Here is a 21,375-nt window from a genome sequence, read left to right as displayed (position 1 = left end):
TGTCATCGTGGCCGACGACCGATGGCACCGAGCGACACAAACGGAACGGGTGGCAAGGAGCGGCAGGCTAGAGTGAAGGTGCCCCGTCGCGTGACAGGGGTCACCCCTCGCACCAACCAAGGATCCCCATGAAGAACATGATGCGACTCGCGCCTGCTGGCGCCACGGCTCTGGCCACCTTCGCCGCTGTCGCAGTCGCACCGACGGCGGACGCTGCCGTCATCGGAAGTTGCCGCCTCGTCGTCCCGTCGACTGTGCGCATCACCAGCAGTTACCAGCACTTCACACCCACGGTGACGGGCGGTTGCTCCTACTACGCCTCGAGTCTGTCTGCGGCGTGGTCGGGGTACACCTCGCAGGGTGCGGAGGATTTCCTCTACTTCGATCGTTCGAGTTCGGAGCATTGGGACGTCTATGACTGGCATTCCCTGGGGAAGGTCACATGGCGTCCGGAGAACGCGGGTGAATCGGTCAACTACAACGAGTTCACACAGAACTCGCCCACGACCGACGTGCGACTCGGCTCTTGGTCGACGATCAAGGCGACGCGTTCAGGGACGTCAGTGACACTCAGCTCGAACGGTGCTCGCTGGTCGTCGTACTGGGGCAAGCCCATTGCCTTCGAGACCTCTGCCTCGTTCCAGTACAAGGACGTGGGCTCGTCTACGTGGAGGACTCTTGTGACGAAGTCGGTCAAGGGAAGCACGTCGTATTCGTACCGGACCAGCGCGACCAGAGACTACCGAGTGGTCTACTCGACAACCGCCACGACGTGGGGTGTCACGAGCAACACCGCACGCAAGTAGGCCCACGTGCCCGACTGAGCCGGCTGCCTTGCCGCCCACTGGCCCTAGCTCGGGGCCGGTGGGCGGCGCCTGCTCGGGCAGGTTTGCGGCTTCAGTTCAGTCGCGCGACGAAGGACGCCGAAGGTTTCGCAGCCTTGAGGCACGAGTCGCGCAGAGGTTGGCCAGGTACCGACGTGATGGTGAGCGATGTGCCGTCGGGCAAGGAGACGAGCCACCCGTCGTCGCCGTTCGCCACGGGCGCACCGATCCCGGAGACGGGGGCCAACGTCAGATCGGGGTGCTGCTGGCGCCACCACGTCTCCGCCACCTGCGCGACCGGTTCCAGATCGATACGGCCGCGGTGAGTGGTCGACGAGAAGAGCTGCTGAACAACCGGATTCGCCGGCGAGCTCGTCGAGGCCGTCGCCAGCGCGGCAGCAGTGTCGCCGGTCAGTCGACCGAAGGTCTGGCCGCTCGGCAGGTGGATGGCCGTCGGCGCGAACCGGTGGCCGCCGATGTGCGAGACCTCCCACACGTTGTCGGGTGCGGCGGCATGCGCAGCTTCCGCGACGGGCCGGGCACGGACGGCGCAGCAGGCATCGCGGCGGCCGTTCGTGCACACGAGCAGCACAGGCTCGGGGCGTGCGGCGAAACCGAAAGACGCCAACCTCGCGCGCTCTGCCACATCGCCGGCGAGCAGACCTGTCACGTCTTCGCGTCGCAGGGTCGCTTCGACGAGCCACGGTTCGTCACCGAAACCACCGCCGACGAACACCCGGGCCGTCTCACCCGCCACGGCATGTCGCCCGACACGACGGATGAGGTACAGCGTTGCGTCTGCAGGTTGCGGCAGCCCGGAATCGCCGACGGCATCGCGTCCCCACGCGCCCGGCACCTCGACGGCGACGATGACGCGCGCCACCTTCGCCGTCCCCCACGCAGGCATGCCGGCCGCTTCCCAATCGAGCGAGCACGAACTGGGTGACGTCATCATGCCCCCAGCCTAGAGGCGCGCCAAGGCACGGTGGGTCTCGCGCTCTGATGCGAGCGCCTCAGATGACACGCGCTCAGCAGAACCCTGGCCGTCACCCGGCGCGCCCGCCGCAGCTGCGTCACGTGGTGGTGGTTGTGTCAGTCCTGACTGCCGCACGGGCGAACAACTGACTCAGCTGGCCGACACAGGCTGATGCACCGCGGTGGCTCGGAGTGCCACCGTCGCCATAAACGGATGAAGGCGAGGCAGCTGCGTCACTTGGTGATGGTTGAGTCAGTCCTGACTGACACAGCGGTAACCAAGTGACTCAGCTGTCGATGCGAACTGCACCAGGGGCCGCCATAGAGGCCCGCAGCGCCCCGCGCCAGCACCCACCCCGCCGAACGTCAGGCGTCGTCACCGTCGAACAGACTGAGGCGGCTTCCGTCGTCGCCGATCGCACCGTCGTCAGTCTCTTCGCCCGCCGTCACCGGCGTCTGCTCGGCCACTTCGGCGGACGACGCATCGGCGGCCACCGACGCGTAGGGCGCCGTCGTGCCGATCGCGGCGATCTGGCCGGGGGCGGTGTCGCCGGAACCGTCGCGCTTGCCGTCTGCGTCGTCGAGGGTGAGCAGCTTGCCGATCGCCTTGCCCGAAGCATCCGCCGCGCGCGCCGGCGCGGAACCGACCCACGCGAACGTCAGGTGGTTCTCGCCGCGCAGGAAGCGGTGGGCGCGGACGCCGGCTGTCGCGCGTCCCTTGGCGGGGAACTCGGTGAACGGTGCGACCTTGAGCGAGGTGATCTCACCGTTCGGCGAGCCCGGGTGCCCCGCGCCGGTGACGACGATGCCGTCGCGCGAGACGGAGCCGAAGAAGATCGCTCGTGCGCCGGCACCGAGCTTGATGCCGGCGACACCGCCGCCGGTGCGGCCCTGCGGGCGCACGTTCGCAGCGTTGAAGTGCAGCAGTTGCGCCTCGTTCGTGACGAACGTCAGCTCCTCGGTGCCGGTCTGCAGTTCGACGGCACCGACGACGACGTCGTCGCCCTTGAGCGTGATGACCTCCATGATCGGCTTGTTCGCGTACTCCGTCGTCACGCGCTTGACGACGCCCGCTGCGGTACCGAGTGCGAGGCCGGGGGAGTCGGCGCGCAGCGACGTCACCGTCAGCACCTTCTCGCCGGGTGCGAGGTCGACGAACGCGGCGACGGGCGCGCCGCCGTCGAGGACGGGCGCTGCGTGCGTGTCGACGAGGTGCGGCAGTTCGAGCGCGCTGACACGGAACAGCCGACCTGCGGACGTGACGACGCCGAACTCACCGCGCGCGCTGGTGCGCGCGGCGGCGAGGACGACGTCGTGCTTGCGGCGGCCACCGTCGGTCGACAGCGGATCGGCCGAGGTGGTGCGCGCGATGAGGCCGGTTGACGACAGCAACACCCAGCACGGGTCGTCGGGGATCTCCAGCGGCATCGACGACTTGGATGCCGTCTTCGCCACCGCCTGCGTGCCGTTTCCCTCGAGCAGGACGGTGCGACGCGGCGTCCCGAATTCCTTGGCGACGGCGAGCAGTTCGTCGCAGACGACCTTGTGCAGCAGTTTGACGTCGGCGAGGATCGCGCGCAGCTTCTCGATCTCGGCGCGCAGCTCGTCGGCTTCCTTCTCGAGCTCGAGGCGGCTGAACTTCGTCAGGCGGCGCAGCTGCAGGTCGAGAATGTACGTCGCCTGCGCCTCGGACAGGTCGAACACCTGCATGAGGCGCGCCCGCGCCGTCGCGGAGTCGTCGGAGGAGCGGATGATCTGGATGACCTCGTCGATGTCGAGGATCGCGATGAGCAGGCCGTCGACGAGGTGGAGGCGGTCCTCCTTCTTGCCGAGGCGGTGCGTGGTGCGCCGGCGTACGACGTCGATGCGGAAGTCGGTGTAGACGCGCAGCAGCTCCTTGAGCCCGAGGGTGCGCGGCTGGCCGTCGACGAGTGCGACGTTGTTGATGCCGAAGCTCTCCTCCATCGGCGTCAGCTTGTAGAGCTGCTCGAGCACCGCTTCGGGGTTGAAGCCGTTCTTCAGTTCGATGACGAGGCGCAGGCCGTGGTGGCGGTCGGACAGGTCCTTGACGTCGGAGACGCCCTGCAGCTTCTTCTGCCCGACGAGGTCTTTCATCTTGTCGATGACCTTCTCGGGCCCGACGAGGTACGGCAGTTCGGTGACGACGATGCCCTTGCGGCGCGGCGTGACGTTCTCGATGGTCGCCGTCGCGCGCGTGCGGAACGTACCGCGGCCGGTGAGGTAGGCGTCGCGGATGCCGTCGAGGCCGATGATGCGCCCGCCCATCGGCAGGTCGGGGCCCGGCACGAAGCGCATGAGGTCGTCGAGGCTGCAGTCGGGGTTCTTGATGAGGTGGACCGCGGCCTGCACGACCTCGCCGAGGTTGTGCGGCGCCATGTTCGTCGCCATGCCGACGGCGATACCGCTCGCGCCGTTGACGAGCAGGTTCGGGAACGCGGCGGGCAGGACGGACGGTTGCTGCAGCGAGTCGTCGTAGTTGGGCACGAAGTCGACGGTGTTCTCGTCGAGGCCGGCCACGAGCGTCAGCGATGCGGGCGCGAGACGCGCCTCGGTGTAACGCGACGCCGCGGGGCCCTGGTCGAGCGAGCCGAAGTTGCCATGGCCGTCGATCAGCGGCAGGCGCATCGTGAAGTCCTGCGCCATGCGCACGAGCGTGTCGTAGATCGCCGAGTCGCCGTGCGGGTGGTACTTGCCCATGACCTCGCCGACGACGCGCGAGGACTTGACGTGGTTCTTGTTCGGCGTCAGGCCGAGTTCGTCCATCGAGAACAGGATGCGCCGCTGCACCGGCTTGAGCCCGTCACGCGCGTCGGGAAGGGCACGCGAGTAGATGACGGAGTAGCTGTACTCGAGGAAAGCCGCCCGCATCTCGTCCTCGACATCGATGTCGATGATGTTCTCGACGATGTCCTCGTCCGGCATCTCGGGCTTCTTCGTGCGTGCCACTGCGCTTCCTCACTAGCTCGCTGACGCCCGGTGCCCGGGCAGGGTGCATCGCTCATCCTCGCGCATCCGCGCGCTGACGGGGGTTCGCGACACGCGGCGGGGGCGTGAGCGCGCTCGTGGCAGTCATGTCTCTATGTCTTTTGCATTAGGACATAGAGACACACGCGGCGCACTGGGCGCCGCCGAGCACGGACTGGCTTCGCGGTCGGCGGCTGTGCAGCGTGCTGTGAGGAACCTCAAGCACCCCGACCTCGAGCGGGACTACGAGGCGGCCTGGGCCGAGTGGGCTGATAGCGGGAACGACGCGGCCCAGGAGACCGTCACCGGAGACGGCCTCAACGATGCGACGCGGTGACATCTGCTTGGTCGACCTCGACCCTGCGCAGGGTTCGGAAGTGAACAAACGGCGGCCCGCGATCATCGTCAGCAACGATCGGGCCAACAGCACCGCAGCGCGTGTGGAGCGTGGTGTCGTCACCATCGTTCCGGTGACGTCGAACGTCAGCGTTGCGCGGCCGTTCCAGGTCGACCTTCCTGACGGCTCATGCGGCCTGCAGCGTCATTCCAAAGCGCAGGCCGAGCAAGTACGAGCCGTCTAGCTGGACCGTCTCGGTCGAAAGATCGGGCAACTTTCCGCGCGACAGATGCTCGAACTCGACGCAGCACTGCGTCTTCATCTCGACCTCTGATTGGCGGGTGGAGGCGTATGGCCTGAGCCTGGCATCGTGGTTGGAGTGACGCAAGGCACGGGTGGCGGCTACGGCGCGTTCGGCGCCTGGGCCGATGACTCACGGGGAGTAGTGAGAGCTACGACATCAGCGGCACGGGTGGTCACGATGATGGCTGCCGCTCCTGTCATAGCCGACGCGGGCCCGTATCCACCCCATGTGTGCTCTTGTGCCGCCCTGACCAAGAGCCCCCGGCCTGACCAAAAGCCCGCCGTGGCCAGCACGCCTCGTGGTTCCCGGTGCGGGTTGCTCGGGCGGCGATGTCGGCGTAGCGACGTAGGCTGACCATCGCACGCACGGGGTGAACCAGGCCCCGCAGGCGGCCATACGAGGACCGGCAGGTCGGTGAGGGGGAAGGCGTGGGGGCACGGCGCGCCACGTCCACGGCCGACCGGTGGCATCGACTGCGCCGCTCGCCGAGCATGCGGGCGGCGCTCGCGCTCGTGCTTGCGGCCCTGGGCGTCGTTGCGGTCATCTACGGCGCGCGTGCCATCGTGCGAGATCCGTTGGGCACGAGCACCGTTCGCGCCGGCGAACCGGTCGGCGGGGGCGTGGCGGCCGAGCCGTCGTCCGGCTCGTCGCCGAACGTCGAGACCGCGCAGGCCGCGACGCCGGCGTCGACGTCGTCGATCGTGTGGGCGCTGTCAGCGCGCTTCGGCCAAACCCAGTTCGCGCTCGCGCAGACGACGTGCGCGGGCACACACTGCCCGGCCCTGCTGCGCACCCAGGACGGCGGCGGCACCTGGCAGCAGGTGCACTCCTTCACGCAGGCCGACGTGTCGTCCGCGCAGGGCGACGCGCAACCCCTCATCCAACCCGCCGGCGCGATCAGCGACTTGCGCTTCCTCGACGCGCGCACCGGGTACCTGTTCGGCTCCGACCTGTGGGTCACCCACGACGGTGGTCGCAGCTTCACGCAGGTGCAGCACCCCGGCGTCAGCGTTCTCGACGTCGCCGTTCACGACGGCCAGGCCCACGCCCTCACCGCCGCGAGCTGCATCCAAGGTGGCTGCACCGGACGCCTCGAGGTCGCCCGCATCGGCACCGGCCGCACGCCCGCTGTCACCGACGCCGTCGCGGGCGTCACGCCGCCCGGCGAGGTGAGCGACGCCGGCATCACGGCGGCCGGCGAGAACCTGCTCGTCCTCGCGCACGCCGAACGCAGCGGCGGCGAAGCCTCCGGCGCGTGGCGACTCACGGGCGACGCCCTCACGCCGCTGTCGACCCCGCCCGCGTGCAACGGCAAGACGATCGAAGCGGCGACCGGCCTCGGCGCGACGTCACGGATGGTCGCCGTCTGCGACGCCGTCGTCACGTCCCGCTCGACGAGCTACTCCACCGTCACGAGCGTCGACGGCGGCGCGACGTGGCAGCTCGTCGGCGCCGGCAACCTCACACTGCCCACGCAGGGACACGTGACGATCGCCGCGAAGGATCCGACACACGTCGTCGCCGTCAGCGGCGGCCCACGCGAAGCCCTCGACGGCACGACGCGATCGCTCAGCGACATCGCCGTCGCCGCGAGCAAGGACGGCGGCGCGTCGTGGACGGAGGGTTCCCCGACGCCGCGCCCCAGCCCGGGAGGGTTCGACTCCCTGCAGGCGAGCCAGCCCGGCGTCGCCGCCGTCACGCGCCATGACGGCGACATCTGGACCTCCGCCGACGACGGCGTGCACTGGTCACGCCACGCTGTCGGCGCACGGTGATTGAATGACGACATGAGCGATGTGGAGCCCAGCATCCCGGCCGACTACCCCCGCGAGTGGGAGGCCGACGTCGTCCTGCGCGACGGTTCGGTGGCCCACGTGCGCCCCATCCGCCCCGACGACGCCGAACGCATCCACCGCTTCCACGCCGCGCAGAGCGAGGAATCGATCTACCTGCGCTTCTTCGCCCCGATCAAGCGCCTGAGCGATCGTGACGTGCGCCGCTTCACGCACGTCGACTACGTCGAACGTGTCGCCCTCGTCGCGACCGTTGGCGACGACATCATCGGCATCGGCCGCTACGACCGCCTCGGAGGGCGCGACGCGACGAGCGCCGAGGTCGCGTTCAACGTCGCCGACAGTTTCCAGGGCCGCGGCGTCGGCTCCGTCATGCTCGAGCATCTCGCGGCGATCGGCGCCGAGAACGGCGTCGCCGAGTTCGTCGCCGACGTGCTGCCGCAGAACCGCAAGATGATCCAGGTCTTCACCGAGGCCGGCTACGACGTCAGCCGCAACTTCGACGACGGCGTCATCTCCGTGCGCTTCGAGATCGAGCCCAACGAGAAGTCGCAGGCCGTGCGCCTCGCGCGCGAGCAGCGCGCCGAGTCGCAGTCGGTGCGTGCGCTGCTCAACCCGTCGTCGATCGCCGTCGTCGGCGTCTCGCGCGACGGACGCTCCGTCGGCGGTCGCGTGCTCGCCAACCTCGTCGAGGGCGGCTACCGCGGCACGCTCCACGTCGTGCACCCCGAGGCGGGGACGATCGACGGCCTGCCGACAGTGCCCTCGATCAGCGCGATCGGGGAACCGGTCGACCTCGTCGTCATCGCCGTGCCGGCTCCGAAGGTGCTCGACGTCGTCGCCGAGTGCGGCGGCGCGGGCGTGCGAGCGCTGCTCGTCGTCTCCGCCGGGTTCGCTGAGTCGGGCCCCGAGGGCGCCGAGCGTCAGGCCCAGCTGCTCGCGCTGGCCCGCCGACACGGCATGCGCGTCGTCGGGCCGAACAGTTTCGGGCTCATCAACACGCGCGAGGACACGCGCCTCAACGCCTCCATCGCCTACGAGATGCCGCCCGCCGGCCACCTCGGGCTATTCGCGCAGAGCGGTGCGCTCGGCATCGCCGTGCTCGCGAGCGCCGGACGGCGCGGCCTCGGCCTGTCCGATTTCGCTTCCGCCGGCAACCGCATCGACGTCTCCGGCAACGACCTCCTGCAGTACTGGATCGACGACGACGACACCCACGCCGTCGGCCTCTACCTCGAATCGGTCGGCAACCCGCGCAAGTTCACGCGTATCGCGCGGCAGCTCGCGCTGCGCAAACCCGTCGTCGTCGTGAAGTCCGAGGTCTCCGCGTTCGGACGCCCGCCCGGGCACCGCGTCCGGGAGACACGGACGCCTCCGCGTGCCTTCCGCGAGATGCTGCGCCAGAGCGGCGTCATCCGCGTCGGCAACGTCCACCAACTCTTCGACGTAGCGCAGCTCGTCGTCAACCAGCCGCTGCCGAAGGGGCGGCGCGTCGCCGTCGTCGCCAACTCCGACGCGCTCGGCGCGCTGTGCGGTGACGCGGCGCTGAGCTGGAAGCTCGACGTCACCCGCGGCCCCGTCGCCGTCGCCGCGGACGCGAGTGAGGACGCGTTCCGTGACGCGCTCGTCGCCGCGTTCGAGGACGAGAACGTCGACTCGGTCGTCGCGAGCTTCATCCCGCCGCTCATCACGGGCGGGCGTGACGTCGCGCGCACCGTCGCCGCCGTCAGCGCGCAGTACGACAAGCCCTGCGTCACGACGTTCCTCGGCATCGACGGTGTGAGCGGCGACCTGTCGGCGTCCGCGCCCGACGGCTCGACGCGCATCGTGCCTTCCTACCCGATGCCCGAGGACGGCGTGCGAGCGCTCGCCGCCGCGACGAACTACGCCGAGTGGCGCGGGCGCGATCGCGGTGAACCCGTCGCGCCGCTCGGCATCGACCGCAAGGGCGTGCACGAGATGGTGCGCTCGATCATGGCCGAATCGCCCGACGGGCGGGAGCTCACCGCCGACGAGACCGCGCAGCTGCTCGCGCTCGCCAGGATCTCGGTGTGGCCCTCCGTTCCGGCGCGCTCGCCCAAGGAGGCGGTCGACGCGGCCGAGGAGCTGGGCTTCCCCGTCGTCGTCAAGTCGATCGCGCCGCAGGTGCGTCACCAGGTCGCGAGCGCGCTGCGCGCCGACCTGCGCTCGCCGCTCGCCGTCGTCGAGGCTTACGAGGCGCTCGCGGAGCGTCTCGAGGAGTACGGCCCCGACCAGTTCGTCGTGCAGAAGATGGCGACCCCCGGCATCGGCTGCTCCGTCACGAGCGTCGAGGATCCGCTGTTCGGCCCCGTCGTCTCGTTCTCCGTCTCCGGCCCGCCGACCGACCTGCTCGACGACGTCGGTTACCGCAACCCGCCGCTGACGACCGGTGACGTGAGCGAACTCGTCAGCTCGATCAAGGCGTGGCCGCTGCTCGACGGCAGTCGCGGGCGCGGCATCGACCGCGCCGCCATCGAGGATCTCGTGGCGCGGGTGTCGGTGCTCGCCGACGAGAACCCCGAGATCGCCCACCTCGAACTCAACCCGGTGAGCACGCACCCCGGCGGCCTCGACGTCCTCGGCGCGCGCATCACGCTGGCGCCCGCGTCGCTGCGTCAGGACTCGGGCCGACGGGCCATGACGTGAGGTCGCCCTCCAGAGGCGAGCGCGGGCCGCAGGATGGGATGATGGCAGGCATGGCTCAGAACCTTCCCGACGACCTCGCTCGTGCCATCGACGAGGCTGGCTATTTTCCCGCGCTCGTGCGCGACGTCGTGGCCACCGCGCTCGCCGGTGACGAGGTGCGCCAGCACCTCGTGCACGTGGAGACGACCTTCGAGCAGGACGAACTGCTGCGTCACATCACGGTGCTCGTGCTGACGCCGACGAAGCTCGTCATCGTTCACGCCGACGACCACGACGACTCAGCCGCCGGGGGTGTGCGCTCGACGCGTCAGGCCGTGACGGCGACGTCGGAGACGGTCGCGCTGTCGTTCGTGCGCGGCGTGACGCTGACGCACGTCGTCACTTCCCCGGAGCGCTACCGCTCCGGCAGCCTCGGGCGCGAGGTGACGCTGACGATCGGCTGGGGCACGATCAGCCGCATCGACCTGCTGCCCGCGACGTGCGGCGACCCGAACTGCGACGCCGACCACGGCTACGACGGCACGATCACCGGCGACGACATCAGCCTACGCATCTCCGCCGACGCCGAGGGAGAGGGTCACCTGCAGCAGGCGATGACGTTCGCTCACGCCCTGTCGGCCGTCGTCGGCTCCGCGGCCCGCTGACGCCCGCGATGAAGGCTCCCCGCTACGACGCCGACGGGCTCGCCGGTGTGCTGCCGTCCGTGGCACGCAGCCTCGACCCCGTCGCGTTCGCGGGGGCCGGGCGCAAGCTGCCGCAGGCGCGCGCGGCGATCGTCGTCCTCGCCGACGGGCTGGGCGCGCGGCTGCTGCGCCGTCAGAGCGCGCACGCACCGTTCCTGCGCGAGCACCTCGAGCGGATGCAGACCCTCGCCGCGGGCTTCCCGACGACGACGGCGACGTCGATGGGCACGTTCGGCACCGGCCTGCCCCCCGGTGCGCACGGCCTGGCCGGCTACCTCGTCGTCGACCCCGCGACGGGGCGCGTGTTCAACGAGCTGACGTGGAAGGACGGGCCGAATCCGCAGGCGTGGCAACCGAACCCGACGGTGTTCGAACGCGCCGACGCCGCCGGGCTGCGTCCCGCCATGATCGGACCCGGCTACTTCGACGGCTCGGGCCTGACGAACGCCGCCCTGCGCGGCGCGACGTTCTACCCGGCCGAGGGGCTCGACGACCGCGTCGACGCGGCGCTGGCCGCCACCCGGCGCGGTCACCGACTCGTCTACCTCTACTGGGGCGAGATCGACAAGGCCGGCCACGTCCACGGCGTCGGCTCGCCGCAGTGGGCGCACGAGCTCGCCGTGTTCGACGACGCGATGGCGCGCCTCGACTTCGGGCGCCCCGCGGGCACGTCTCTCACGCTGACCGCCGACCACGGCATGGTCGACGTCCCCCTCGACGCGCGCGTCGACATCGCGACGACGCCGCACCTGCGAGACGGCGTCCGACGCGTCGGGGGAGAGATGCGCGCGCTGCACCTGTACGTCGAGCCGGGGGCGCTCGCGGACGTCGAGTCGCGTTGGCGCGCCGAGATCGGCGCGCACGGACACGTCTTCACCCGCGAACAGCTCGCCGACGCCGGCTGGGTCGGCGCGCTCGATCCCGCCACCGCCGGACGCTTCGGCGACGTCGTCGTCTCCGTCACGAGCGCACGCGGGTACGTCGACTCGCGTGTCATGAGCGACCGCGTGCTCACGCTGCTCGGCCAGCACGGTGCGATGACGCCCGACGAACTCGACGTGCCGTTCCTCCACCTCGGCGCGCGCTAGGGTGACTAACCGTGGCTGAGCTCGTGTTTTTCACCGGAACGATGGATTGCGGCAAGTCGACGCTGGCGCTGCAGATGGATCACAACCATGCCGCGCGCGGCCGTCGCGGCATCGTCCTCACCCAGCACGACCGCGCCGGTGAGGCCGTCATCTCCTCCCGCCTCGGCCTGCGCCGCGAGGCCCTCGAGGTGAACGCCGGCCTCGACCTGTGGGATCTCGCCGTCTCCGCGCGCGTCACCCTCGGCGAGCTCGACTACGTCATCGCCGACGAGGTGCAGTTCTACGAGCCCGAGCAGATCGATCAGCTCGCGCGCGTCGTCGACGAACTCGACGTCGACGTCTTCGCGTTCGGCATCACCGCCGACTTCAAGACCCAACTGTTCCCCGGCTCGCGTCGCCTGTTCGAACTCGCCGACCGCACGCAGCTGCTGCAGGTCGAGGCGTTGTGCTGGTGCGGCAAGCGCGCGACGCACAACGCCCGCGTCGTCGACGGCACGATGGTCGTCGAGGGCGAGCAGGTCGTCGTCGGCGACACCGGCGACCAGGGCGAGACGCCGCTCGTCGAGTACGAGGTGCTGTGTCGTCGCCACTTCATGCGTCGGATGACGTCACATGCCGCGCGCACGATCGGGGCGCAGCAGATGCCGTTCGACCTCGACGTCTGCCCGGTGCCCGCCTCGACGTTCGTCGCGTCCGAGCCTGCGGGCGAATCGTCGACGGCACACGAAGGCCCCTGAGTCGCCATGTCCACGCCAGGCTCCGGCCCTCGAGACGACGACGCCGACGACAAGACGCCGTACTGGGCGCGCGGTTCGTACGCTCCGAGTTGGCGCGCCGGGCGACCCGCCGCGGACGATGACACCCGCGGGTGGGACGAGACGACCGCGCGCGGTGACGCCGGGGAGCTGGACGAGACGCGCGAGCTCGCACGCGCGGCTGCATCGAATCGAGGCGACGAGACGGACGGCCCGGCGCCTGACGCCACCCAGGGCACGGCCGGAACGTCCGCATCCGACAACGCCCGACGCATGGCCGGTGGCGCACTCGCCGCGGGGCGCCTCGCCGGCCAGGGCGTGCGTGGTGCTGCTCGCCTGAGCGCGGGGGCGACGAAGGCGTCCCTGCGCGCGGCCCGCCGCGCGAGCAACGCCCAGGGCGCCGGCGAGAGCGGCCTGGGGCGCCTCATGGAGGTGCACGCGCTGTCGAACGCCGGGGACGCCGCCGTCACCGTCGGACTCGCCGGGACGCTGTTCATCTCCGCCCAGCCGGGGGAGGCGAAGAGCCACGTCGTGCTCTTCCTCGTGCTCACGATGCTGCCGTTCGCCATCGTCGCGCCCCTCGTCGGACCGCTGCTCGACCGCTATCGTCACGGTCGTCGGTGGGCGATGGGTGCGACGTTCGCGCTGCGCGGCTTCCTGTGCTGGGTGCTCGCCGACGCGATCGAACGCGACTCCGTCTGGCAGTTCCCCGCGGCGCTCGCCATCCTCGTCGCGAGCAAGGCCTACATCGTCACCCGATCATCGGCGACGCCGCGGTTGCTGCCCGACGGAATGACCCTCGTGCGCGCCAACAGCCGCATGAGCCTCGCGGGCGTCACGGGCGCGACGATCGGTGGCCCGCTCGCCGGTGGCGCGGCCGCGCTGTTCGGGGCGACGTGGGCGTTCCGCGCCGCGTTCCTGCTGTTCGTGTTCGGCACCATCCTCGCCATCCTGCTGCCGGCGAACATCGACTCCGACCGCCACGACGGTTCACTGCGCGCCCCGAAGCTGACGATGCCGCCCGCCGTCGTCGCTGCGCTGCGCACGAACACCGGGCTGCGCTGGGTCAGCGGCTTCCTCACGATGTTCATGGCGTTCCTCATGAAGACCCATCCGCTGCCCGGGTGGGAGGACAAGGTGACGACGCTGCTCGCCATCGTCGTCGGCGCCGCCGCCATCGGCAACGCGCTCGGTTCCGTTGCCGGAGCTGTCGTGCGCGCGCTCGCGCCGCGCGTCGTCATCCTCGCGTGCCTGCTCGCGGACACCGCGGCCGTCGTCGTCGCCGCGGTGCACTTCGATCTCATGACGGCCGTCATCGTCGGGCTCGTCGCCGGCCTCGGGCAGGCGCTCGGCAAACTGGCGCTCGACACGCTGATCCAGGACCATCTCGCCGAGGCCGTGCGCACCAGCGCCTTCGCGCGATCGGAGACGGTGCTGCAGCTCGCGTGGGTGCTCGGCGGCATCTTCGCCTGCATCATCCCGACCGACGCGACGATCGGCATGTACGCCGCCGCGGTCGTGCTGCTGACGTGGACCGCACTCGTCGTCGCATGGAACGCAGGGCGCGGTCCGCGCCTCACTTCTTGGGGCCGCGGCCCCCGAACATGATGTCGTCCCAGCTCGGCACGCTCGGACGCGAGCTCTTGCGGCTCTGACTCGCGCGCGGCGGCACCGCGGGCGAGGCGCCCTTCGAGGTGTCCTTCGACGACGCGTCCCTCGATGTGGTGTCGTTCTTCGTCGGCGCAGCTTCGCGGGTGTCGGTGCCGGAGGTTTCCTCGTGGGCCGCCGACGCGCTCATCTCGGCATCGTCGGAAGACTCGTTCTCGGCCTGTGCCGCTACCTCGTCGTCGAATTCCGCGGACGAGTCGGACGCGACGTCATCGAACTCGTGTTCGCCGTCGTGCTCCGCGTCGATGGCATCGTCCTCGTAGACGTCGCCACCGTCGTGGTGGCCGGGCAGTTCGCCGAAGAGCGACTCGTCGTGCTCGTCGTCGTCATCGCGCAGTGCGCCACGCACAGATGCCTGTTCGACGCGGGCGCGCGGGCGGCGCGACTTGCGACGACGGGAGCCGCGCGCGGCCTTGCCGGACGCCTCGTCGACGTCTTCATGGCGCGGCGTCTCGCTGTTCGTGTCGTCACTCTGCGCGCCGGCGTGCGAGTCGTCGTCGCTCGCGCCGGTCACGCCCCGAGCGTCGGCACCAGAACCCGCGGCACTCGTCGTCACCGCATCGCTCGTGACGGCGCCGCCGTCACGACCCGACGAATCACGTTCGCCCCCAGCGGTATTCACGGGCGCCTCACGCGACTCGTCGCCGGATTCGCTGAGTTCTTCGGGACGCGGGTGAGAGGGCAGCGGCGGGGGAGTCGTGCCCACGTCGATGCGCTCGGTGCGTTCGGTCGGTGCCATCGACGCCGGCAACTGGGTGGCCCGTGACGTCGCCGACGTCGTGCCCGCGCCGCCGCTCGAACGCTGCGACGACGAGCGGCCACGGCCGCGGCTGGCCTGACGTGCGCGCATCGACGCGGTGAGGTCACCGGCGCCGGCGCGCGGGTCGGAGGGTGACAGGCGCGCACCGAGGTGCGGGTCCTGGGCGTCGGCGAGGCCACCTTCGGCCTCGACGTCGTAGACGGGCGCGTCACGGTGCGTGCGGGCGCCGCCCTTGCGGGCGGCGGCCTTCTGACGCTCCGGCGAGTCCTCGTCGGCCGCGGCGATCTCGTCGCCGCCGAGCCAGCGGGCCTCGTCGTCGACGGTGCGCAGCGCGCGGTTGACCGGGTCGAACAGCCACGTCGCCTCGCGCTGACGGCCGCCTGCGGGGAAACGCACGATGACGGTCCAGTGCGTGTCGTCGTTCTTCCAGCTGTCCCACACGACGCGCTCGGCCTCGACGCCGCGTTCGGCGAGACGGCGGTCGGCGCGCTCGCGAAGCGTCGTCGTCTCACCGCGACCGAACAGTTGCACCCTCTGGGCAAGTTCGGAGACGTAGTCGCGCTCGGCGCGGATCGGGCCCTCGTAGCGCTGCACCTTCTCGAGCGACCAGCCGGCGCGCTCGGCGATCTCCTCGAGCGGCACGCCGCCGCGGATGAGGCCCTGCACGTCGCGCGGACGCAGCGGGTTCTCCTGCTTGGCCTGGCCGTCGGCGCTGGCCGGCTCACGACGATCGCGCCGGATCGTCGTGCGCAACTCGTCGGTGATGGCGAGGGTGAAGCGCCCGCCGTCACTGTCGGCGAGCAGGAGGTTCGCCCCGTCTTCCGCGACCCCCACCAAACGCAATTCCTGCACGACGAACTCCATCCGTAACCAGACCTTGGGCGTTACCCTGCCATGCTCCCACGAACGATTCCGGGAGGCCGCCCCGCCCGCGATAGCGTGTCGCCTGCCATGGTGCTCACGCAAAGCCACTCGTTGCAGCTCGTCCTCGACCTCGTCGGCGTCTTCGTCTTCGCCCTGTCGGGCGGGCTCGTCGGGGTGCGCAAACGCCTCGACGTACTCGGCGTCATCGTCCTCGCCGGCATGTCAGGCCTCGGCGGCGGGGTGCTGCGCGACCTGCTCATCGGCCAGACGCCGCCCGTCGGCGTCAGCGACTGGCGCCTCATGGGCGTCTGCGTGCTCGCCGGCATCTGTGCGTTCGTCCTGCACCCCGAGGTGAGCCGCATCGCGCGCCTCGTGCGCATCCTCGACGCCGCGGGCCTCGCCCTGTTCTGCGTCGCCGGATCGATCAAGGCGCTGTCGTACGGGATGGGTGCGACGACGTCGATCTTCGTCGGCGTGTTGACGGCCGTCGGCGGCGGGCTCATGCGTGACGTCATCGTCGGCCAGGTCCCCGAGGTGCTGCGCCGCGAGTTGTACGCGGTGCCGGCGCTGCTCGGTTCGTCCCTCGTCGTCGTGGCCCACGAGAGCCACCACTACAGCGTGCCCGTACTGTGGTGCTGCGTCGTCATCGTCTTCGTGCTGCGCATCGTGGCCGTCATCCTCGACCTCAACGCGCCGCAGCCCCTTCGAACAGGAGATCGCCCATGACCGAAGCGAACGCCCTCGAGCCCTACGACGCGGTGCTGCTCGCGTCGTTCGGCGGCCCTGAGAAGGCCGACGAGATCATGCCGTTCCTGCGCCGCGTGACGGCCGGGCGCGGCATCCCCGACGAGCGGCTCGCCGACGTCGCGCACCACTACGAGATCATGGGTGGGCGCAGCCCCATCAACGATCAGAACCGTGCCCTCATCGCGGCGCTGCGCGCCGAGTTCGAGCGTCGCGGCATCACGACGCCGATCGTGTGGGGCAACCGCAACTCCGAACCGTTCCTCGCCGACACGCTGCGCGAGGCGTACGCCGACGGCGCGCGCCGCGTCGTCACGCTGACGACGAGCGCTTACTCCTCCTACAGTTCGTGCCGTCAGTACCGTGAGGATCTCGCGGCGGCCTCGCACGAGCTGTCCGAGGACGGCAGCGTCCCCGAGGGCGCCTTGAGCATCGACAAGGTGCGTCAGTTCGCGACGCACCCGAGCTTCGCGCGCACCAACACGCGCCTCGTGACGGACGCCCTGCGTGAGTTCGCGGGCGTTCCCGACGAGCAGGTACAGGTCGTGTTCGTCACCCACTCGATCCCGCTCGCGATGGACGACACCTCCGGCCCCGGTGACGGCGACGGCAACCTGTACTGGCAGCAGCACGACGAGCTGGGCGCGGCGATCCTCTCGGAGGCCAACGCGACGCTGTCACGCGAGCTCGAAGGTGCGCTCGTGTACTGCTCGCGTTCGGGCCCGCCGTCGCAGCCGTGGCTCGAACCGGACATCAACGACCACCTCGAGAACCTCGCCGAGCGCGGTGTGACGCACGTCGTGGTCGCGCCGATCGGGTTCGTCTCCGACCACATGGAGGTCGCGTTCGACCTCGACACCGAGGCCGCCGAGACCGCCGAGCGCCTGGGGCTGACGATGCGTCGCGTGCCGACGGTCGGCGTCGACCCCGAGTTCGTCCATGGCCTCGTCGACCTGCTCGAGGAACGCGCCGCGGAGACACGCGGCGAATCGCCCGAGCACCCCGCGTGGCCCGGCGAGGCGCGACCCAGCGTCTGCGAACCCGGCTGCTGCCCCAACCTGCGCGCCGCGAAGCCGGCGCTGTGCGGCCGGGACTGACGCGGTGAGCGAACAGGCCGGCGGGCACGGCCTCGGCGCGCTGACGCACCTCGTGCCGGATGACGCGACGGTGCGCGTGTTGCGCGATCTCGCGTTCGACCTCGCGCGCGAGGCGGGCGAGCTCATCGTCGACGAACGCCCCGACGCGCTCGGCGTCGCCGACACGAAGTCGAGCGAGGTCGACGTCGTCACCGTCATGGACCGTCGCAGCGAAGAACTGCTGCGCGCGCGCATCGCCGCGGCGCGCCCCGACGACGCCATCCTCGGTGAGGAGGACGGAGCGAGCGCCGGCACGTCCGGGCTGACGTGGGTCATCGACCCGATCGACGGCACCGTCAACTACCTCTACGGCCACCCGTTCTACGCCGTCTCCGTCGCCGTGTGCGTCGGCGACACCGCCCGCGAGGGCGCGTGGCTGCCGGTCGCGGGCGCCGTCGCGGCTCCGGAGCTGGATCGCACGTACGTCGCGGGCCACGGCCAGGGCGCCGAGGTCGTCGACCGGGCGGGACGGCGACGCCCGCTCGCCGTCAGCGGGTGCAAGCGGCTCGAGCTTGCCCTCGTCGGCACCGGGTTCGGCTACGAGGCCGACAAACGCCGCGAGCAGGGGCAGATGCTCGCATCGCTGCTGCCGCGGGTGCGTGACGTGCGTCGCGCCGGCGCGGCCGCCATCGACCTGTGCTTCGTCGCCGAGGGCATTCTCGACGCGTACTACGAGTCGGGGATCAACGCCTGGGATCAGGCCGCAGGCCAGGTCATCGCAACCGAGGCGGGCGCTCTCATGAGCGGCATGCCCGGGCTACCCGCGGGTAAGACCATGGCCGTCGCGTCGACCCCGAAGATTCACGAGGCGCTTCGCGGTTGCCTTTTCCCCGCGGCGCGTTAGTATGCGGGCACAAAATGGCTCAGCCGCGCGTTACAGCGGGGAATCAAGTGATGGGGGCGCTTCGCCCACCCTCACGCACGTAGCGAAGAAAGAACACTGATGGCAACTGATTACGATGCCCCCCGCAAGAACGACGACGACGTCAACGAGGATTCGATCGAGGAGCTGAAGTCCCGGCGCACCGACAAGTCGTCCGGCAGCGTCGACGTCGACGAGACCGAGCACGCCGAAGGCTTCGAGCTGCCGGGAGCCGACCTGTCCGGCGAAGAGCTGTCCGTCCGAGTCCTGCCGCGTCAGGCCGACGAGTTCACCTGCAGCAAGTGCTTCCTCGTCCACCACCGCAGCCAGCTCGCCGAGGAAGACGGCGGCCTGCCGGTCTGCAGCGACTGCGCCTGAGGATGCGTGCCGCCGAAGCCCTGCACGTCGAGGTGCTCCAGCTCGACGCCGGTCTCGAGCCGCTCGCCTACGCCTACGACGGCGATGCGGGCGCCGACCTGCGTGCCCGCATCGGCCTGACGCTCGCGCCCGGCCACCGTGCGCTCGTCCCGACGGGCGTCGCGCTCGCACTGCCGCCTGGCTGGGCCGGTTTCGTGCACCCCCGCTCGGGGCTCGCGGCGCGCCACGGCATCACGGTGCTCAACGCACCGGGCGTCGTCGACTCGGGGTATCGCGGCGAGATCCAGGTCAACCTCATCAACACCGACGCGCGCGAGTCCTTCACGATCTCACGCGGCGATCGCATCGCCCAGCTCGTCATCCAGCGCGTCGAGCACGTGGTGTTCGAGCACGTGGAATCGCTGACGAGCACGCAACGCGGTGAATCCGGCCACGGCTCCAGCGGTGGTTTCGACACAGGGCGCGCGCCCCAGCGAGAGGGAAAGTGAACATGGCCGTTTTCGGACGACGCAAGAAGGGCGCCGACGCGGCGCAGGACGCTGCGACGAGCGAAGAGGTCGAACCGACCACGCCCGCTGACGACGCTTCCACGGATGTTGATGACCTCGACGCCGGCGACCTCGATGCCGACGCTGTCGACGTCGACGAGCCGAGCGCCGAGGACGACGAGGCTGTGCGCCGACGCCGTTCGAAGCTGCGTCCGCGGGAGGAGGTCGACCTGAGCGACGGCCCCTACGACTCCGCCTCGGCCCCGACGCGCGATGAGATGGACTTCGGTTCGCTGCGCCTCGTGCCGACCGAGGACATCGAGCTGCGTCTCGACGTCGACGAGACGTCCCAGACCCTCACGGGCATGACGGCCGTCTTCGGCGAGGCCGGCACGTCCGCGGTGCAGTTGCAGGTGTTCGCCGCGCCCAAGACGACGGGCGTCTGGTACGGCATCCGGCGCGAGATCGCCGAGGCGATCGTCGCCGGCGGAGGCACGGCCGAGGAGGTCGACGGGCCGCTCGGCACGGAACTGCGCGTGCGGATGCCCAGCCAGGGACCCGACGGACGCACGACGTTCTCGCCGGCTCGGTTCGTCGGCGTCGACGGCCCGCGCTGGTTCCTGCGCGCCGTCCTCTCCGGTGACGCAGCCATTGACGACGAGGCCGCATCCCGCGCGATGGAGTTCGTCCGCACCGTCGTCGTGCACCGTGGTTCCGACCCGCGCGCCCCGCGCGAACTGCTCGAACTGACGTTGCCGCCCGAGCTCATGGCGCAGGCTCAGGCGAGCGCGCAGGAGCACGAGCAGCACACCGACGCCCCCACCGTCGGCCCCCTCGAGCGCGGCCCGGAGATCACGGAGACCCGCTGATGTGTCCGTGGCTCGCGCGCCGCGTCGCGCCCACCGGGTTGCGACGCCGCGTCGAGCGTCGGCGAGGCTCGCACCGCCTCGACTCGCCACCGGAACGCGAACCGGCGTCGATGCCGGGCCTCGCGCCGGTGCGCACACCGCGCGTCGTCGAGGGCGTCATCGCCTCCGTCGACGAGCGAGCCGCGGACGGTCACGTGCCCGCCGTCGTCGCCCAGGTCCGTGAGGCGGACGGCGACGAGGTCGCGCTCGTGTGGTTGGGGCGACGCCACATCGGCGGCATCGAGCCCGGTGTCGTCGTGCGGGCGCGCGGTCTTGCCGCGACGCACCGCACCCGGCCTGCCATCTTCAACCCCGCGTACGAACTGGTGCCGAGCCCACGCACCGAGGAGCAGCCGTGAACGCACCGAACACCGTCGAGGCCGTCATCCGCGAGCGGTTGTCAACCGCGATGGGCGGCTGGCGCGGTTCCTGTGAGGCCGCGCTGCCGACCGTCGCCTTCGTCATCGTGTGGACGGCGACGAAGAACCTCAACGCCGCGTTGCTGGCCGCCGGCGCCGTTCTCGTCCTCGCCGCGCTGCTGCGTCTCGTGCAGCGTCAGACGCTGAGGTTCGTGCTCATGGCGGCGTTCGCGACGGCCCTCGCGGCGTTCCTCGCGAAGCGCTCCGGGCACGCCTCCGACGTGTTCCTGCCGGGGCTCATCCAGGGCGGCGTCATGCTCGCGATCAGCGTGCTGTCGATCGCCGTGCGCTGGCCGCTCGTGGGCTTCATCGTCGCGGGGGGCGACCCAAACCTCAAGGACGACCCGACGGCATGGCAGCGCAGCCACTCGATGGTGCGCGTCTGCACGCGCCTGACGTGGGTGTTCGCCGCGCTGTTCGCCATCCGTCTCGCCGTCATGGTGCCGCTGTACCTCGCCGACGACGTCACCGCGCTCGGCGTCTGCAAGATCGTGCTCGGATGGCCGCTGTACCTCGCGGCGCTCGGGCTCATGGTGCTGCTGCTCGTCAAGGGTGAGACGCCGCTCGAGTCGCACGACCCGCTGCTGCACGACGACCCCGAGGGCCACGAGCGCCTTGAACACGCCGAGCACACGGGGCTCGTCGAGAACAACGCGCGCGCCGAGAACATCCCCTGCGGTGAGAACCTCGGGCGCGGGCAGCACAGCGGGCCCGTCGAGACCGACGAGGGTCGCTGA

At 70.6% G+C, this 21,375-nt stretch carries 20 protein-coding genes; 17 read left to right on the top strand and 3 right to left on the bottom strand.

The genetic code is table 11. The annotated features are described in order from the left end of the window. Positions 1-128 precede the first annotated feature (128 nt). Entirely contained in the window at positions 129-806 is a 678-nt protein-coding gene (locus DYE07_RS03065) for a hypothetical protein (protein ID WP_006946886.1), read from the top strand. Between the two features lie 91 nt (positions 807-897). On the opposite strand, the gene DYE07_RS03060 is transcribed toward DYE07_RS03065, so the two are convergent. Beyond that, positions 898-1,779 (bottom strand): sucrase ferredoxin, encoded by an 882-nt coding sequence (locus DYE07_RS03060; RefSeq protein WP_006946901.1) that lies wholly within the window; start codon positions 1,777-1,779, stop codon positions 898-900. A 386-nt stretch (positions 1,780-2,165) separates the two neighbouring features. Continuing rightward, positions 2,166-4,766 (bottom strand): DNA gyrase/topoisomerase IV subunit A, encoded by a 2,601-nt coding sequence (locus DYE07_RS03055; protein WP_062255895.1) that lies wholly within the window; start codon positions 4,764-4,766, stop codon positions 2,166-2,168. Between the two features lie 226 nt (positions 4,767-4,992). Here DYE07_RS03055 and DYE07_RS15050 point away from each other — a divergent pair, with 226 nt between their 5' ends. From DYE07_RS15050 to DYE07_RS03015, 8 genes are all read left to right on the top strand, one after another. Next, on the top strand, positions 4,993-5,121 hold the full coding sequence (locus DYE07_RS15050) for a hypothetical protein (RefSeq protein ID WP_256594770.1): 129 nt from the start codon (positions 4,993-4,995) through the stop codon (positions 5,119-5,121). Between the two features lie 7 nt (positions 5,122-5,128). After that, positions 5,129-5,365 (top strand): type II toxin-antitoxin system PemK/MazF family toxin, encoded by a 237-nt coding sequence (locus tag DYE07_RS03045; protein WP_273542637.1) that lies wholly within the window; start codon positions 5,129-5,131, stop codon positions 5,363-5,365. A 488-nt stretch (positions 5,366-5,853) separates the two neighbouring features. Further along, positions 5,854-7,200 carry a WD40/YVTN/BNR-like repeat-containing protein gene (locus tag DYE07_RS03040; protein WP_115296318.1) on the top strand — a complete coding sequence of 449 codons (1,347 nt, stop codon included), beginning with the start codon at positions 5,854-5,856 and terminating at the stop codon, positions 7,198-7,200. Positions 7,201-7,212: 12 nt separating this feature from the next. Next, positions 7,213-9,885: a bifunctional acetate--CoA ligase family protein/GNAT family N-acetyltransferase gene (locus DYE07_RS03035; RefSeq protein ID WP_172462935.1), complete on the top strand. Its 2,673-nt coding sequence runs from the start codon at positions 7,213-7,215 to the stop codon at positions 9,883-9,885. 41 nt (positions 9,886-9,926) lie between these two features. Then, positions 9,927-10,529 carry a DUF5998 family protein gene (locus tag DYE07_RS03030; protein ID WP_115297064.1) on the top strand — a complete coding sequence of 201 codons (603 nt, stop codon included), beginning with the start codon at positions 9,927-9,929 and terminating at the stop codon, positions 10,527-10,529. Between the two features lie 8 nt (positions 10,530-10,537). Further along, positions 10,538-11,656, top strand: coding sequence for an alkaline phosphatase family protein (locus DYE07_RS03025; RefSeq protein ID WP_038567839.1), 1,119 nt, complete (start codon positions 10,538-10,540; stop codon positions 11,654-11,656). Positions 11,657-11,667: 11 nt separating this feature from the next. Beyond that, the gene (locus tag DYE07_RS03020) at positions 11,668-12,393 is read left to right on the top strand and encodes a thymidine kinase (protein WP_062255883.1); all 726 of its coding nucleotides are present in this window, start codon (positions 11,668-11,670) and stop codon (positions 12,391-12,393) included. 6 nt (positions 12,394-12,399) lie between these two features. Continuing rightward, positions 12,400-14,019, top strand: coding sequence for an MFS transporter (locus DYE07_RS03015; RefSeq protein WP_115296316.1), 1,620 nt, complete (start codon positions 12,400-12,402; stop codon positions 14,017-14,019). Here DYE07_RS03015 and sepH read toward each other — a convergent pair. Beyond that, positions 13,988-15,703: a septation protein SepH gene (gene sepH / locus DYE07_RS03010; RefSeq protein WP_115296315.1), complete on the bottom strand. Its 1,716-nt coding sequence runs from the start codon at positions 15,701-15,703 to the stop codon at positions 13,988-13,990. The genes DYE07_RS03015 and sepH overlap by 32 nt on opposite strands. A gap of 87 nt (positions 15,704-15,790) precedes the next feature. Between sepH and DYE07_RS03005 the strand changes: the two genes are divergently transcribed. The 8 genes from DYE07_RS03005 to DYE07_RS02970 all read left to right on the top strand — a co-directional run bounded on the left by DYE07_RS03005 (position 15,791) and on the right by DYE07_RS02970 (position 21,375). Beyond that, positions 15,791-16,429 carry a trimeric intracellular cation channel family protein gene (locus DYE07_RS03005; protein ID WP_006945303.1) on the top strand — a complete coding sequence of 213 codons (639 nt, stop codon included), beginning with the start codon at positions 15,791-15,793 and terminating at the stop codon, positions 16,427-16,429. Beyond that, positions 16,426-17,544, top strand: a complete 1,119-nt coding sequence (locus DYE07_RS03000; protein WP_074039178.1) for a ferrochelatase — start codon at positions 16,426-16,428, stop codon at positions 17,542-17,544. Before DYE07_RS03005 ends, DYE07_RS03000 begins: the two co-directional genes overlap by 4 nt. A gap of 4 nt (positions 17,545-17,548) precedes the next feature. Next, positions 17,549-18,427, top strand: a complete 879-nt coding sequence (locus DYE07_RS02995) for an inositol monophosphatase family protein (RefSeq protein ID WP_115296314.1) — start codon at positions 17,549-17,551, stop codon at positions 18,425-18,427. A gap of 99 nt (positions 18,428-18,526) precedes the next feature. Next, positions 18,527-18,823, top strand: coding sequence for a DUF4193 domain-containing protein (locus DYE07_RS02990; RefSeq protein WP_006945221.1), 297 nt, complete (start codon positions 18,527-18,529; stop codon positions 18,821-18,823). 2 nt (positions 18,824-18,825) lie between these two features. After that, positions 18,826-19,311, top strand: coding sequence for a dUTP diphosphatase (gene dut, locus DYE07_RS02985; RefSeq protein WP_115296313.1), 486 nt, complete (start codon positions 18,826-18,828; stop codon positions 19,309-19,311). 2 nt (positions 19,312-19,313) lie between these two features. Next, a complete protein-coding gene (locus tag DYE07_RS02980; RefSeq protein ID WP_115296312.1) occupies positions 19,314-20,180 on the top strand; it encodes a DUF3710 domain-containing protein in 867 nt (288 codons plus the stop codon). Further along, positions 20,180-20,578, top strand: coding sequence for a single stranded DNA-binding domain-containing protein (locus tag DYE07_RS02975; protein WP_115296311.1), 399 nt, complete (start codon positions 20,180-20,182; stop codon positions 20,576-20,578). Before DYE07_RS02980 ends, DYE07_RS02975 begins: the two co-directional genes overlap by 1 nt. After that, entirely contained in the window at positions 20,575-21,375 is an 801-nt protein-coding gene (locus DYE07_RS02970; protein ID WP_115296310.1) for a DUF3159 domain-containing protein, read from the top strand. The genes DYE07_RS02975 and DYE07_RS02970 overlap by 4 nt, the downstream gene beginning before the upstream one ends.

The organism is Dermacoccus nishinomiyaensis, from assembly GCF_900447535.1.
In the GTDB taxonomy this organism is placed as follows: Bacteria; Actinomycetota; Actinomycetes; order Actinomycetales; family Dermatophilaceae; genus Dermacoccus; species Dermacoccus nishinomiyaensis.
This window is presented reverse-complemented; position numbering and strand designations above follow the sequence as displayed.